The following is a 14,430-nucleotide window of genomic DNA, read 5'->3' on the forward strand; positions in this document are numbered from 1 at the left end:
CCGTTTATCCGATGAGAAGTAGACAGACCTTCTGCATTATAGCACAAACCGGACGGTTAGGGAGCATCGGCGCGGGCAAAAAGCGGCTGCAGAAAAGAGGCGGATCGCCGGATCCGCCTTTCGCCGGCCGCGTTAGCGCAACTAAACGCGGCTGTAGTTGATTTCGTACTATTTGCCGGTCAGCGCGGAAGCCGGGAGCGTCTTGTTCACGCTCGCGACCTGCGTATGGCCCCTCCTCAAAACATGGCCGCAGTACAGGGTGCATCTATTGCCGGAAGCCCTTCGGCGCTTGTCCGCGATCAGCCGCTCTTGCTATAGTGGAGTCAAGCGTCGACGAAAGCCGTCGCGCATCGGAGGAGGGGAACGCGATGGCGGAGAGCGTCCAATATCGGCTGTACACGATGTGCATGATTCAAGACGGGAACCGCGTGCTGCTCGTCAACCGTCCGGACGGGAAGGGCTTTCCCGGCTATCTTGCGCCTGGAGGCAAGGTGGAATTTCCGGAGAGCATCGCGGACGGCGCCGTCCGCGAAGCCGAGGAAGAAACCGGCCTCAAAGTGAGCGGGCTCGTCTTCAAAGGGCTGGACGAGTTCTGCGATACGCACCAAGGCTTGCGTTATATGGTATTCAATTATTTGGCGACCTCGTTCGAAGGCGAGTTGTTGGCGCACCCGCCCGAGGGCGAACTGGTCTGGGTGGAGATCGGGCAGGCGCTCGAGCTGCCGATGCAGCCGTGGTTCAAACGGCGGTTCCCGCTGTTCTTCGAGCCCGGCACGTTCGAACTGAGCTTCGTTCGCGACGGAAGCACGAACGAGACGCTAGGCGCGACCATGCGCCATTACGGGCGGGAGACGCAGCCGATATGACGGCCGATCGGCGAAAGGGAAGCGTGCCGATGCGGACGGAGGCGGTTTTCTTCGATTTGTACGAAACGCTGATCACCGAATTCGAGGATGGCCGGAGACGGTCGAAACGCGCTTACGACTATGACGGACTTCTCGGGCTTAGCGCCGAGACGTTCAAGGCCGAGTGGAGCGCGCGCCAAACGCGGCGCATGAACGGGACGTTCCGCGATTATCCGGACGTCCTTCGCGATATTCTCGCCGCTCGCGGGCTGGCGGTCGACGACCGTGCGGTCCGGTTTTTGCATGAATCGCGTCTTGAAGAGAAGCGCATTCCGTTCGCTCCGATACGGGAGGACGTGCTCGCGCTGCTAGCGCGGCTGCGGGCGCAGGGCATCAAGCTCGGGCTGATCAGCAACTGCGCGCGGGAAGAGGTCGACGCTTGGGAGAGCTCGGAGCTTGCGCCGCATTTTGCCGACCGCGTCTTCTCGTTCGAAGCGGGCTGCAGCAAGCCGGATGAAGCGATCTATCGGCTGGCATGCGGCCGGATGGGCGTGAGGCCGGAAGCGTGCGTCTTCGTCGGCGACGGCGGATCCCGGGAGCTGGAGGGCGCCGAGCGGGCGGGCATGCGGGCGTTCCATGCCTATTGGTACAATACGCATATCGAGAGCGCGTATCCGAAGCTGACCGCGCCGCTTGAGCTTCTGCGCGTGCTTGGCTGACCGCCGGACTCGGGCGCGGATTATCGGCGACGCCGGTCACTGCGGCTCCAGCCGGCCGAAGACGGACCGCCGCGCTGCCCGGCAGGTTGAATCCCGTCCCGCCGGTGCGTCATAATGCAGGTAGACCATATTCGCCAACGAGCTAGGGAAAGGGGCGCATCGCATGAAAATCGGGGAGTACGGGACCGAGCCGGCCACGTTTGCCGGGGGGTGCTTTTGGTGCATGGTGAAGCCGTTCGACGAGCTGCCGGGCATCGTGTCGATCGTCTCGGGGTACACGGGCGGGCATACGGAACATCCGACGTATAAGGAGGTCGGCGCCGAGACGACCGGGCATTACGAGGCGGTGCGGATCGTGTTTCAGCCGGAGGTGTTTCCGTACGAACGGCTGCTGGAAATCTTCTGGCAGCAGATCGACCCGACCGACGACGGCGGGCAGTTCCAGGATCGCGGCCATTCGTACCGGACGGCGATCTTCGCGCATGGCGAGCGGCAGCGGGAGCTGGCCGAGGCGTCGAAGCGGGCGCTGCAGAAGAGCGGGCGATTCAGGAAGCCGATCGTCACGGCGATTCTGGACGCGGGGCCGTTCTATCCCGCGGAGGACGAGCATCAGGACTATTACAAGACGCACCGGGGGCATTACAACAAGTACGTCGAGGCGTCCGGACGGGAAACGTTCGCGAAGCGGCATTGGCATACCGAGCGCGATCGGGAGCGGTGGAAGCGACAGCTGACCGACCGGCAGTTCCGCGTCACGCAGCTGGGCGAAGACGAGCCGGCGTTCGATAACGCCTCCTGGGACGATGACCGCGCCGGCTTGTACGTCGACGTTCTGAACGGCGCCGCGCTGTTCGGCTCGGCGGACAAGTTCGCTTCCGGCACCGGGCACCCGGGCTTCTTACGGCCGATAGAGGAAGGGGCCGTCCGGAGGGAGGCGGAGCTCGGCGGCGGCCGGGCGCGGACGCTGCTGCGCGCGCGGCTGTCGAACGCGTTCCTGGGCGAGCTGCTGCATGACGGCCCCGGCTCCGACAAGCTGCATTACCGCGTGAACGCCGCCGCCTTGCGCTTCGTGCCCGCCGAAGAGCTAGAACGCGAGGGTTACGGTCGTTATGCCGCCCGAATCAAGCCGTGAACCGCGCGAGGCGGTCGGGCGGTCAGACGAACGGCCCCTGCTCCGCAATGCGTTTCTCTTCGACGAAGCGCTGCAGCAGGGCGATGAACGCTTTGACCGGGCGCCCGATGAATTTCTCCCGGTTGTGCACGATGACGACCTCGCGCCTCAAGACCGGATCGACGATCGGGATCGCCCGGATCTTCTCGCTGCCGTACAGTTGAATGAGCGACTTGGAGAGGATGCTGACGCCGGCGCCGGACCCGACGAGGCTGAAGATCGATTCGATCGTGTTCGTCTCGATGATCGGGTTCATGGCGATACCGGACGACTTGCACGTCGCCTCGATCAGCTGGCGGCACTTATGGTCCTGCGGGAACCAGATGACGGGCAGCCGTTCCGCGTCCCGGAACGGAACGCTGGCCGCGTCCGCCAGCGGATGGTCGGGGGCGACGGCCAAATAAAACCGTTCCTCGTACAGCGGCAGCGCCGCGAGCCGTTCGTCGTTCACGGGCATGAACGTAATCGCCGCGTCCAGCTCGTTGTTCACGACCAGCTCGGCGACGTTCTCGACGGCGGAGATTTTGATCTTAATGTTCGGGAACTGCCGATTGAAGGCCACGAGCTGCGAGGCGGCCAGATGATTCAGCTCGCCGGGCAGCGTGCCGACGGAGATCGTGCCGCGGTCGCCCTCGCGGAGCTCCCCGAGTTGATCCTTCGCGCTGCGCAGGGCGCCGAATACGACGGCGGCATGCGTCTTCAGCACGGCGCCCGCCTGCGTCAGGGCGATTCGCTTGCCGATCCGGTCGAAGAGCGGCGTCCCGAGCTCGTCCTCGAGCGCTTTGATCTGGTGGCTGAGCGTCGGCTGCGTGATGCCGAGCTTGTCGGCCGCGCGCGTGAAATGCAGCTCGTCGCAAATCGCGCTAAAATATTCCAGCTGTCTAAGTTCCATGGGACACCGACCTCCGTGCGGGGTTTTCATTGATGACACCTATCATTATAGACGAATGAATGCGGGAAATCTATGATGCGGAGAAGCATGAAATCTAAAATGATCAATTTTATCTATGATTAATATAGAAACGATAGTATTGATCAATGATAGATCGCTTCGTACAATGAAGGCGTAAGCCAACTTGTTCTTATGGAGGTCATTGATGATGTCGAAAACCATTGCCGATATCGCGATCCCGGACAGCCGGCTGGCGTCGCAGGCGGCCGAGCTGCTGCGCGACCACGGCGACGAGCTGCTCTGGAACCATTCCCACCGCGTCTTCCTGTTCGGCGCCCTGCAGGGAAGGCAGGCCGGTCTAGCGTTCGATTCGGAGCTTCTGTATATCAGCGCGCTGTTCCACGACTTGGGCTTGACGAAGCGGTACAGCAGCCCGGACCTGCGCTTCGAGGTGGACGGCGCGAACGCCGCGCGCGATTTTCTTCGTTCGCACGGGGTGCCGGAGGCGTCCGTCCGGCTCGTCTGGGACGCGATCGCCCTGCACACGACGATCGGCATCGCCCAGCACAAAGAGCCCGAGGTCGCGCTCATCTATTCGGGCGTCGGCTACGACGTCATGGGGGAGAATTTCGACGCCTTGACGACGGACGTTCGCGAGCAGGTGACCGCGGCGTTTCCGCGCGACCGGTTCAAGCAGCAGATTTTGCACGCGTTCCTCGAAGGCTTCAAGCACAAGCCGGAAACGACGTTCGGCAACATCAAGTCGGACGTCTGCGAGCTGCTGCTGCCGGGATACAAGCGCCCGAGCTTCTGCGATTGCGTGCTGCACAGCCGCTGGTCGGAATAGCGCCGGGCGGCCCGCCCGCCACGCGCGAAAAAGCTGCCGTCCCTGTCACGGGATGGCAGCTTTTCGCGCGTTTCGCGCCGATGCTAGAAGAAGGCGCGCGTATCCCGGCTTTCCTTCAGCAGCTCCACCGCTTCGCGGAACCGCTGGCCGTGCACGATTTCCCGCTCCCGCAGGAACTTCAGGCCGTCGTTGAGATCGGGATCGTCGCTGAGGTCGATGATGAATTGATACGTTGCCCGCGCCTTCTCCTCCGCCGCGATGTCCTCGTAGAGATCGGCGATGGGATCGCCTTTGCCCGCGATATAGGAGGCTTGGAACGGCACGCCGGCCGCGTTCTCGTAGTAGAGCGCGCTGCCGTGGTTGACGTAGTGCGGCTCGAGGCCCGCTTCCCGGATCTGGTCGGGCGTCGCGTCCTTCGTCAGCTTGAACACCATCGTCGCGATCATTTCCAGATGCGAGAATTCCTCCATGGCGATGTCGGTCAGCAGGCCGATGACCTTGTCCGGAATCGTGTACCGCTGATTCATGTAACGCAGCGCGGCGGCCAATTCGCCGTCGGAGCCGCCGTATTGCTCGATGAGGTATTTGGCCAGCTTCGGGTTGCAGCTGCTCACTTTGACGGGATACAGCAGCTTCTTCTCGTATACGAACATGGAAATTTGCCTCCTTCGCGTTATCTTGCGGGACGTCGCGCGCGCTACAGCTGCCAAGGCCACGGGCCTTCGCTCCAGCTCACGGCTTGTCCGGCCCGGGACGCTTCGCTGCTGCAAAGCGGGCCGAAATCCGCCTCGACCTGTTCCTTCAGCTTCAGCCGCTCGCCCGCGAGCTCGTCGAGCTGCGCCTGCGCCTCCGCGTCGCCGGGATGCGTGTCCAGGTACAGGCGAAGCTCGACGATCGCGAAATCGACGGCTTGCAATTGCTCCAGCTGATTCATCGCTTTGATGGTCGGTTGTTTCATGGTTAATCCTCCTTCTTCCGGGCGCGCGGCTCCGGCTCGAACGGCGATTCGTACGGGCCGAACAAGGCCGGCCAAAGCGTGCCTTTCTTCAGCGCTTCCGCGGGGGCGAACTGTTCGAGACCGGGCTCCTGCACGCCGAGGTACAGGTTGGGCGGCGTCTCGTACGTCTTTTCCTTCAGCGGGGGACAGGGGTCGTGTTTGCCGGGAATCGGCTTCCAGGTTTTGCGATGTTCGCTCATGCGCTTGAACCTCCTTGACGAGATTACGTGTTAATAAACGCCAGCCGGACGGTTGAATCGCGGATCCGTTCGAGGCCTCGCGGGCGGAGATCCGGCGGATGAAGCGTTGGAACGGCTCCGGCAGGTTAATGAATGGCGAGAGACGAACGATGACAGGAGGATGACGATGAACGTATATCCCTACCCCGAATCGTACTGGCTGGCGTCCGCCCCGCTGCCGTCCTATCCTTCGCTGCAAGCTTCCGTCGACGCGGAGGTCGCCGTGATCGGCGGCGGCATCGCCGGCATCACCACGGCTTACCTGCTGGCGCGGGCGGGCAAGCAGGTCGTGCTGGCCACCGCCGGCAAGCTGCTCGGCGGCACGACGGGCCATACCACGGCCAAAATCACGGCGCAGCACGATTTGATCTACGCCGACCTCATTCGCCGCTTCGGCGAGGAGCAAGCGCGGCTCTATTACGAGGCGAATGCCGAGGGACTGCGGTTTATGCGCGAGACGGTCCGCGAACTCGGCATCGACTGCGATTTTCGCGACGAAGAGGCGATCGTCTATGCGACGTGCGAGCGGCAGGCGGAGCGGCTCCGCGCCGAATACGAGGCTTACGCCAAGCTGGGCATTCCGGGCGAATGGCGCGAGCGGCTCGCGCTTCCGTTCGCGGCGAGAGGAGGTCTTGCCATGAAGGACCAGGCGCGGTTTCATCCGGTGCCGTATCTCGCCAAGCTGGCGGAAGCTTTCGTCCGTCTCGGCGGACGGATCTACGAAGAGACGACGATCGAAACGGTCGAGGAAGGCGAGCCGTCCATCGCGGTTACGGCGGACGGGGCGAAAATCGCATGCGAGAACATCGTGTCCTGCGCGCATTTTCCCGTCTTCGAAACCGGGCTGTTCTTCGCTAGGCTGCACGCGGAAAGCTCGTACGTCGTCGCGGCCCGGGTCCCCGGCGAGCATCCGAAGGGGATGTACATTAGCGCCGGCGAACCGAAGCGGTCCATCCGCTCCGTCGCGTTCGGCGGGGAAGAGCTGCTGCTCATCGGCGGCGAGACGCATAAGACGGGACAAGGCATCAACACCGTCGAGCATTACGAGGCGTTGGAAGCCTGGGCGCGGGAAACCTTCGGCGCGGCGGCGTTTCCGTACCGGTGGTCGGCGAACGATTTCATTACGCTCGACCGGCTTCCCTATATCGGCCGGGCGACGAGGAAGCGGCCGCATAGCTTCGTCGCGACGGGCTTTCGGAAATGGGGCATGACGACGGGCACGGCCGCGGCGCTGCTGCTGCGCGATCTGCTGACCGGCCGGAGCAGCCGGTACGAAGCGCTGTTCGCGCCGTCCCGGTTTCACGCGCCGGACGTCAAACCGCTCGTGGCGGAGAACGCCGGCGCGGCCAAGCATTACATTCAGGGCAAGCTGGAATGGTTGGGCCGCAAGCCGGAAGAGCTGAATCGCGACGAAGGCGCGCTCGTGCGCGTGAACGGCCGGAAAGCAGGGGCTTACGTCGATGCGGACGGTACGCTGCATCTCGTCGACGCGACCTGCACGCACATGGGCTGCGAGGTGGAATGGAACAGCGGCGACCGGACGTGGGACTGCCCGTGCCACGGATCGCGGTTCGACTATCGCGGCCGCGTCGCGGAAGGCCCGGCGACGGAGCCGCTCAGCGAGCTGCGGGCCGCGCCGCCTGTGCCGAAACCGGCGCGGTGAGCGAGGAAGACGCAGGTTCGGATTGACGTTCGTTCAAGCGGCTGGACGATTGGATAGGCGGGAAGCCGTTTCTCGCGCGCATATGCGCAAGGGACGGCTTTTTCGCGCTGCGCCGGTCATTCTTGCGCCGGACCCGACGGTTTCCGCGTCCCAAACAGGAGAAAACGGCCCGGGCGTGGAAGTAGGTAGCATCAACCGCGTGAAGGAGGAAAACGTCTTGTTGCAAAAAAGCGATCTCGCCCGCGCTTACGACCGCGAAGCCGAGCGGCGTTCGAATTCCGTTCCGGCGGAATGGAAGCGGTACGAACGGGAGTCGTTCGCGCGCCTGCTGCGGAGCGAAGGGAAGCGGACGCTGCTGGAAATCGGCTCGGGTCCCGGAACGGACGGACGCTATTTTCAAAGCCGGGGCCTGGAGGTCGATTGCGTCGACTTGTCGCCCGAGATGGTCCGCCATTGCCGGGAGATAGGGCTGCGGGCGCGCGTCATGGATTTTTATGCCTTGGACTTTGACGAAGAGGCTTTCGACGCCGTGTATGCGCTGAATTGCCTGCTGCACGTGCCGAAGCGGGACATCGGCGGCGTCCTTGCCGGCATCCGGCGCGTGCTCAAGCCGAACGGCTTGTTCTTCATGGGTTTGTACGGAGGCGCGGACGCTGAAGGCGTTTGGGAGCAGGACGCGTACGAACCGAAGCGATTTTTCGCGTCGTATACCGACGACGAGGTGCGCGCGCGCGTCCGCCCGTACTTCGGGGAACTAGCCTTCCGGGCGATTCCGGTGCCGGGCGGCGGCCCTCATTTTCAATCGCTGACGCTCCGGAGGCGCGAGGACGGCTAACTTGCGCAAGTGGTTCCGCGCGTAACGAACAGGAGTGGAGGAATGGAAATGTTCAACGAATCCGAATACTACGACGAGTCCTTCGGCGAGCTCCGCTTCGAAGAGGAGAAGCTGGAAGGCGTCCGGTTCTACGACTGCGTGTTCACGGATTGCCATTTTGCCGGCACGGCGTTCCGGGACTGCAAATTTTCGGGCTGCAGCTTCGTCCGCTGCGACCTGAACGGCGTGCGGATCGCGGATACGGCGTTCGCGCAGGCATCGTTTACGGGCTCCAGGCTGGTCGGCGTCAATTGGACCGAGGCGGACTGGCCGCGGATTGCCGTGCCGGGCTTGCTTACATTCGAAGGCTGCACGCTGAATCACGCCACGTTCATCGGCCTCGAGCTGCCGCAATGCGTCTTCAACGGCTGCCTGGCCAAGGACGTGGACTTCCGGGAAGCCAATCTGGCGCAGTCCGACATGCGCGACACGGACTTCAGCGAAAGCTTGTTCGGCGATACGGATCTTCGCGGCGCGGACTTCTCCGATGCCGTCAACTACCAGATCGACCCCGGCGCCAACCGGCTCTCGCAGGCGATCTTCTCGCTTCCGGAGGCGTTGTCGCTGCTGCATAATATGGATATCCGGCTGAATGAAGATTGAGCCGGCGATCGTTCCAACCCCCAATTCGCGTTAGAATCAAGCTGAGCGGACACGAAAGCCGTTATTTTGCGATATTCGCCATTTTTGTGAGTTTGGCGGACAGGAGATCCGTTATGGAGGGCGAATGCGCCGAAATGCGGCCGTCTTAGTTCCATGGCGGAACTTGCGGCCGCTTAAACGGAAACAAGGGCGATTTAGCTTAAATAACGGCTGCTGTGTCCGCTTGAGGCGCGGTTCGCGCGAGCATGCATGCGGCGGACAATCTACGTACCCGCATCGTGCCACCTTTAGCAGCGTCCGCATCCGCTCGGCTTTACGCGGTCTCCGCGCCGCGCCGCCGACGCTCGAACGCTCCGCGCCGCCGACGCTCGAACGCCTCCGCTTCGCCGCCGCTTGAACGCTCCGCGCCTCCGACGCACGAACGCTCCGCGCCGCCAGCGGCGAAGCGCAACCGCGCCGCCGCCAAAACTTCCGTGCTGCACTGCCGCCACAATTCGCGCCACGCAAGAAAATAGCCCCGGACAAGGTTCGCTCAACCTTGCCCGGGGCTATTGCGCATGCGGGGCCGCTACAGCACGCGCTCCAGAAACCGCTGCGCGCGTTCGCTCTGCGGAGCGGTGAAAAACCGCTCCGGCTCGGCCTTCTCGACGAGTTTGCCGTCGTCGAGGAAATAGATCGTGTCCGCCGCTTCGCGGGCGAACTTCATTTCGTGCGTGACGATGAGCATCGTCATGCCGGAATCGGCGAGGCCGCGCAGCACCTCGAGGACCTCTTTGACCATCTCGGGGTCGAGCGCGGACGTCGGCTCGTCGAAGAGCATGATCTCCGGATCCATCGCCAGGCTCCGCGCGATCGCGATCCGCTGCTTCTGCCCGCCGGACAGGCGGGACGGGAAGGCGTCTGCCTTCTCCAGCAGCCCGACGCGCTCGAGCAGGCCCATGCCTTTCGCGCGCGCTTCCTCGCGGGACAGCCCCTTGACCTTCACCGGGGCGAACATGATGTTGTCGATGACGGACATGTGCGGGAACAGGTGGAAGTGCTGGAACACCATTCCGATCCGCTGCCGGAAACGGGTGATGTCGGTCTTCGGATCGGTGATCGCCGTGCCGTCGATCTCGATCCGGCCGCCGCTCGGCGTCTCGAGCAGGTTGAGGCAGCGGAGGAACGTCGATTTGCCGGAGCCCGACGGGCCGATGACGGCGACGACCTCGCCGCGGGCGACGTCCGTCGTGATGCCGCGGAGCACCTCGTGCTTGCCGAAGCTTTTCGTTAATTGGTCGACCTTAATCACTGCGGCGCAGCCTCCTTTCGAGCAATCGGGCGAGCGAGGTCAGGACGAGCACGAGCACGTAATAGATCGCGCCGACGAACAGCAGCGATTCGAGCGCGCGGTACGTGGCGGCCTGCACTTCGCTCGCGCGGCGGAGCAGGTCGGCGACGCCGATGACCGAGACGAGCGACGATTCCTTGATCAGCGCGACGCATTCGTTCACGAGCGCGGGCAGGATGTTCTTCACCGCCTGCGGGAAAATGATGCTGACCATCATCGTCCGGTACGGAATGCCGAGCGCCATCGCCGCTTCCCGCTGCCCGCGGTCGACGGCCATGATGCCGCCGCGGATCGTCTCCGACAGGTACGCCGCGGAGTTGAGGCCGAACGCGAGGCCGGCGGCCAATAACGCGGGGATGTCGTAGCCGGTCAGCTGCGGCGTCGCGTAGTAGATGAGCACGAGCTGCAGCAGAAGCGGCGTGCCGCGGAAGACCGACGTATAGACGGTCGCGAACCATTGGAGCGGCTTGACCGTCGACAGCTTGAACAGCGAGAGGATCGTGCCCCAGATGAAGCCAAGCAGGGCGGATACGAGCGTGAACAGCAGGGTGACGAGCGTCCCGCGCAAAATGAAGCCGGTGTAGCCGTCGAGCGAGCTGAAGTCGATCAGCCCCGACTTGGCCTGGACGGCGTCGTGCTTGCCGAACCACGCGTCGATGATGCGCTGCTTCTCGCCGCTCGCGTCCATGTCCTTCAGCGCCTCGTTGAAGGCCGGCGTCAGGCTCGAGCCTTTCGGGAACGCGATCGCGTACCCTTCCTCGGTTGCGCCGGCCGGCAGCATCGCGAAGGACAGGTCCGGGTTCGTCTCGATGTTGTCGAGCGCCACCGCGTCCTCGATGATCGCGGCGTCGATGCGGTTCGATTTGATTTCTTGAATGAGATCGGTAACTTTGTTCAGCTTCTTGACCGCGGCGCCGTCGATGGCCGCGGCGACGCTCTCTTGGGTCGAGCCGAGCTGCGCGCCGACGCGCTTGCCCGCCAATTGATCGAGCGACTGGTATGCGTTTTCCTTGGCCGAGACGATGGTGTTGCGCGCGACGTAGTACGTATCCGAGAAATCGACGCTCTTCTTGCGTTCCTCGGTGACGGACATGCCGGACATGACGAAATCGACCCGTCCCGTCTGCAGCGCCGCGATCAGGCCGTTGAAGTCCATGCCGGTTATCTCGAGCTTGCAGCCGAGCTTGGCCGCGATCGACTTGGCGATATCGATGTCGAGGCCGATAATCGCGCCGCCGTTCTTGGCGTCCGTGTTCTCGTAAGGGGGATAATCGGGCGAGGTGCCCATGACGAGCGTCTTCCCTTGGCAGACGTCGCCCGCCGCGGCGGCCGCGGTCCCGGCCGTCGCCGCGGCCGGCGTCATGCTGACCGCGCCGAATGCCGCAAGCAGCAGCAAGAGCGCGACGAGAACGCGCCCGGCCCGGATGTTCGTGATGTTGTTCATTCCTGACTCCTTCCGGTTCCTTCCGTTCCTGCCTTTTAAACCATTGTTTACTATGCCCTAACGGAAGAAACGCAGTCAATAGTCCTTTTTTGGGATTGCCAGGAGAGGAGCCCGGGTTCGAACGAACGAGCAGTTCCGAAGTCTCTTGTCCGACGTCCGAAAGCAGGCGTTCCGAGAGCCGTCCCGCAAGCGCGGCATTCGGGCCGGTACATCTGCGGACCTAGGCATATCTTCCCGCGCGCCGCATACGATTAGGCGAACGAGAAGGGAATGGGGGAGGCTGCGGAAAATGAACGGATACGACGTTCGGCTGGCGCAGCTGGCCGCGGCGCATCTGCCGGCCGGCGCGGAGCTGGTCTGGATCGACAAGCCTTATCCGCATGCGGCGGTGTGCGCGGCGGACTTGAACGGGGACCGGCGGCCCGAGATCGCGGCGGCGTATCGGGCGAACGGGGAAAACCGCCTGCTCGTGCTGCATTACCGGAACGGCGCCTGGACGGAAGCCTGCCGGGCGAGAGGGCTCGGCTACGGCGTCTCGCTGTTCGGCGCGCTGCCCGTGACGCGCGCGGGACGGCCGAACCTGACCGTCGGCTGGCAGCTCGAAGGCGGCTACACGAAGCCGTCGGTTTACGAGTGGAGCCAAGGCGGGCTGCGGGACGCGGCGCCGCCGGATATGTTCTGCAATCATATGGAAGCGGCGGATATGCCGGGGTTCCGGGGGACGGACGGCAAGGCGGAGCTCGCGCTGTGGACGCATGTCGCGGGCGGCGCGTACCGGGTCGACGTCGTCGGCTGGACGAACGGCGCCTTCGCGCCGGCGCGGGAGTCCTACGCGCATTATTATCCCGGCGTCGCCCGCTATCACGAGGCGCTGACCCGGCAGGACCCGGGCAATGCGTTCTATTGGTATTACCTCGCCGAAGCCCAATGCCTGGCCGGGCTGCCGGAGCCCGCGCTGGCGTCGGTGCGCCGGGCGCTCGGCTGCGCGCTTCCGCCGTCGCGCGAGGAGATGCTGGACCTGGAGCGCGGCTTGCTGGCCATGCTGGAGCCGGACGCGGATTCCCGGGCGGCCGGGCTGTACCCGGCTTCGGTCAAGACGGTAGGCGGGCTGCGCTGGGGTTATATCGACGAGGCCGGCAACATGACCGTGCCGCCGCGCTTTGACGACGCGAACGATTTTCAGCCGAACGGACTGGCCGTCGTGGCGGAACGCGGCAAGTACGGCTTGATCGACGCCTCGGCCAACTATGTCGTGAAACCCGTCTACGATTCCGTCAGCGACTTCTCCGAAGGACGGGCAACCGTCATCGACGCCGACGGCTTCAAGCTGATCGACGAACGGGGACGCGTCCTGACGAAGCGGGCGTATCCGTTCATCGCGGGGATGCGCGACGGCCGGGCGATGTTCTACGTCATGCCCGAAGGCGGCGCTTCGCGTTACGGTTACCTGGACGCGCAAGGCGCCGAGATCATTCCCGCGCGGTTTGCGGAAGCCTATGATTTCGAAGACGGCAAAGCGCTCGTGAAAATCGCCGACAACGAGTACGCGCTCATCGACAGGGACGGGACACGGCTCGCGACGTATGCCTATCCGTACGTCGGTCCGCCCGGGGACGGCCTGCTCGCCTTCCAGAAGGAAGCGAACGGGAAGTACGGCTATCTGGACGAACGCGGCACGATCGTCATTCAACCGGCGTATACGTCCGCCTTGCCGTTCCAAAACGGCCGGGCCATCGTGAACACGGCCGAGGATTTCAAGGACAGCTACGGCATCATCGACAAGCAGGGCCGGTTCATCGTTCAGGCGGGCTACAACGATATCCGGGATCTCGGCCAGGACCGGTTCGCGCTCGGCACGGCGATCGACCCCGAGCAGCCGTTCATCGGCTCGCGGTATGCGATCGCGGACCGCGGCGGCAAGCGGCTGACGGATTTCCTGTACCGCGACGTCGGCGAGTTCAAGAACGGACTCGCTTCGGCCGAGGACGCGAGCGAGACGTATTTCGTCGACCGGTCCGGGAAGCCGGCCCCGGGGCATCCGCGGGTGGCGGGAAGCGGCACGCTGACGATGGAGCCGGGCGGGTTGATCAAGGCGTACGTCGACAGCCGGCTGTCCTACTTGCGGCGCGACGGCCGCATCGCATGGAAACAGAATACCGTGATTCCGCTGCGTCCGCCCTATGCGGTCAAGGAGCTGAAGTTCAAACCGAACCGGGATTACCTCGTCTATTATCCGCAGGTGGAGGGCATGGCCGACCGGACGGCGGAGCGGAGCGTGAACGAGAAGCTGAAAACGATGTCGCAGGTCAAGCCGGTTCCCGCGGACGAGCAGCTCGGCTATACGTACAGCGGCGATTTCGAGGTGGCGTTCTACAAGCAGCAGCTGCTGGAATTGGATCTGACCGGCTATAACTTTCCCTTCGGAGCGGCCCACGGGATGCCGACGAAAACCTACGCGATCGTGGATTTGACCGACGGCCGGATGTTCGCCTTGAAGGACTTGTTCAAGCCCGGAAGCGATTACGTGAAGGTGCTGAGCGGCATCGTCGGCAAGCAGATCAAGGAGGACCCGCAATATTCCTACGTGTTCCCGGACGCCTACAAGGGCATCGCGCCGGACCAGCCGTTCTACGTCACGGAGAACGCGCTGCATCTTTATTTCGCCCCGTACGACATCGCGCCGTATTCCGCGGGCTTCCCGACGTTCACGATTCCGTTCACGCAGGTCGGGCAAATTCTCGATACGAACGGGCCGTTCTGGAAAGCGTTCCACGCTTGAACGGATGCGGAGCTGAGACGGCAGTCG

At 63.7% G+C, this 14,430-nt stretch carries 14 protein-coding genes; 8 read left to right on the forward strand and 6 right to left on the reverse strand.

The genetic code is table 11. The annotated features are described in order from the left end of the window. Positions 1–368: 368 nt before the first annotated feature. The 3 genes from I8J29_RS00665 to msrA all read left to right on the forward strand — a co-directional run bounded on the left by I8J29_RS00665 (position 369) and on the right by msrA (position 2,696). Positions 369–866 (forward strand): 8-oxo-dGTP diphosphatase, encoded by a 498-nt coding sequence (locus I8J29_RS00665; protein ID WP_208845664.1) that lies wholly within the window; start codon positions 369–371, stop codon positions 864–866. Continuing rightward, positions 863–1,564 (forward strand): HAD family hydrolase, encoded by a 702-nt coding sequence (locus I8J29_RS00670; protein WP_240545804.1) that lies wholly within the window; start codon positions 863–865, stop codon positions 1,562–1,564. The genes I8J29_RS00665 and I8J29_RS00670 overlap by 4 nt, the downstream gene beginning before the upstream one ends. Before the next feature lie 163 nt (positions 1,565–1,727). Further along, the gene (gene msrA, locus I8J29_RS00675; protein ID WP_208845665.1) at positions 1,728–2,696 is read left to right on the forward strand and encodes a peptide-methionine (S)-S-oxide reductase MsrA; all 969 of its coding nucleotides are present in this window, start codon (positions 1,728–1,730) and stop codon (positions 2,694–2,696) included. Positions 2,697–2,718: 22 nt separating this feature from the next. On the opposite strand, the gene I8J29_RS00680 is transcribed toward msrA, so the two are convergent. Continuing rightward, the gene (locus I8J29_RS00680; RefSeq protein ID WP_208845666.1) at positions 2,719–3,627 is read right to left on the reverse strand and encodes a LysR family transcriptional regulator; all 909 of its coding nucleotides are present in this window, start codon (positions 3,625–3,627) and stop codon (positions 2,719–2,721) included. 208 nt (positions 3,628–3,835) lie between these two features. Here I8J29_RS00680 and I8J29_RS00685 point away from each other — a divergent pair, with 208 nt between their 5' ends. Next, positions 3,836–4,474, forward strand: coding sequence for an HD domain-containing protein (locus I8J29_RS00685; protein ID WP_208846227.1), 639 nt, complete (start codon positions 3,836–3,838; stop codon positions 4,472–4,474). Positions 4,475–4,557: 83 nt separating this feature from the next. Here I8J29_RS00685 and I8J29_RS00690 read toward each other — a convergent pair whose 3' ends face one another. The 3 genes from I8J29_RS00690 to I8J29_RS00700 are packed head-to-tail and all read right to left on the reverse strand — an operon-like array spanning position 4,558 to position 5,671. Then, positions 4,558–5,127 (reverse strand): manganese catalase family protein, encoded by a 570-nt coding sequence (locus I8J29_RS00690; RefSeq protein ID WP_208845667.1) that lies wholly within the window; start codon positions 5,125–5,127, stop codon positions 4,558–4,560. 44 nt (positions 5,128–5,171) lie between these two features. Further along, positions 5,172–5,432 carry a spore coat protein CotJB gene (locus I8J29_RS00695; RefSeq protein WP_208845668.1) on the reverse strand — a complete coding sequence of 87 codons (261 nt, stop codon included), beginning with the start codon at positions 5,430–5,432 and terminating at the stop codon, positions 5,172–5,174. Between the two features lie 2 nt (positions 5,433–5,434). Beyond that, positions 5,435–5,671: a spore coat associated protein CotJA gene (locus tag I8J29_RS00700; protein ID WP_208845669.1), complete on the reverse strand. Its 237-nt coding sequence runs from the start codon at positions 5,669–5,671 to the stop codon at positions 5,435–5,437. 160 nt (positions 5,672–5,831) lie between these two features. On the opposite strand from I8J29_RS00700, the gene I8J29_RS00705 reads away from it, so the two are divergent. The 3 genes from I8J29_RS00705 to I8J29_RS00715 all read left to right on the forward strand — a co-directional run bounded on the left by I8J29_RS00705 (position 5,832) and on the right by I8J29_RS00715 (position 8,850). Continuing rightward, the gene (locus tag I8J29_RS00705; RefSeq protein WP_208845670.1) at positions 5,832–7,373 is read left to right on the forward strand and encodes an FAD-dependent oxidoreductase; all 1,542 of its coding nucleotides are present in this window, start codon (positions 5,832–5,834) and stop codon (positions 7,371–7,373) included. A gap of 217 nt (positions 7,374–7,590) precedes the next feature. Then, entirely contained in the window at positions 7,591–8,208 is a 618-nt protein-coding gene (locus tag I8J29_RS00710; RefSeq protein WP_240545805.1) for a class I SAM-dependent methyltransferase, read from the forward strand. Between the two features lie 48 nt (positions 8,209–8,256). Beyond that, positions 8,257–8,850 carry a pentapeptide repeat-containing protein gene (locus tag I8J29_RS00715; protein WP_208845671.1) on the forward strand — a complete coding sequence of 198 codons (594 nt, stop codon included), beginning with the start codon at positions 8,257–8,259 and terminating at the stop codon, positions 8,848–8,850. A 568-nt stretch (positions 8,851–9,418) separates the two neighbouring features. On the opposite strand, the gene I8J29_RS00720 is transcribed toward I8J29_RS00715, so the two are convergent. Continuing rightward, positions 9,419–10,141: an amino acid ABC transporter ATP-binding protein gene (locus I8J29_RS00720; RefSeq protein WP_208845672.1), complete on the reverse strand. Its 723-nt coding sequence runs from the start codon at positions 10,139–10,141 to the stop codon at positions 9,419–9,421. Next, complete coding sequence (locus I8J29_RS00725; protein WP_240545806.1) at positions 10,134–11,624, reverse strand: ABC transporter substrate-binding protein/permease; 1,491 nt, start codon at positions 11,622–11,624, stop codon at positions 10,134–10,136. Before I8J29_RS00725 ends, I8J29_RS00720 begins: the two co-directional genes overlap by 8 nt. Positions 11,625–11,913: 289 nt before the next feature. Between I8J29_RS00725 and I8J29_RS00730 the strand changes: the two genes are divergently transcribed. Continuing rightward, positions 11,914–14,403 (forward strand): WG repeat-containing protein, encoded by a 2,490-nt coding sequence (locus I8J29_RS00730; protein WP_208845673.1) that lies wholly within the window; start codon positions 11,914–11,916, stop codon positions 14,401–14,403. The last annotated feature ends 27 nt before the right edge of the window (positions 14,404–14,430 follow it).

This window comes from Paenibacillus artemisiicola (assembly GCF_017652985.1).
Lineage (GTDB): Bacteria > Bacillota > Bacilli > Paenibacillales > Paenibacillaceae > Paenibacillus_Z > Paenibacillus_Z artemisiicola.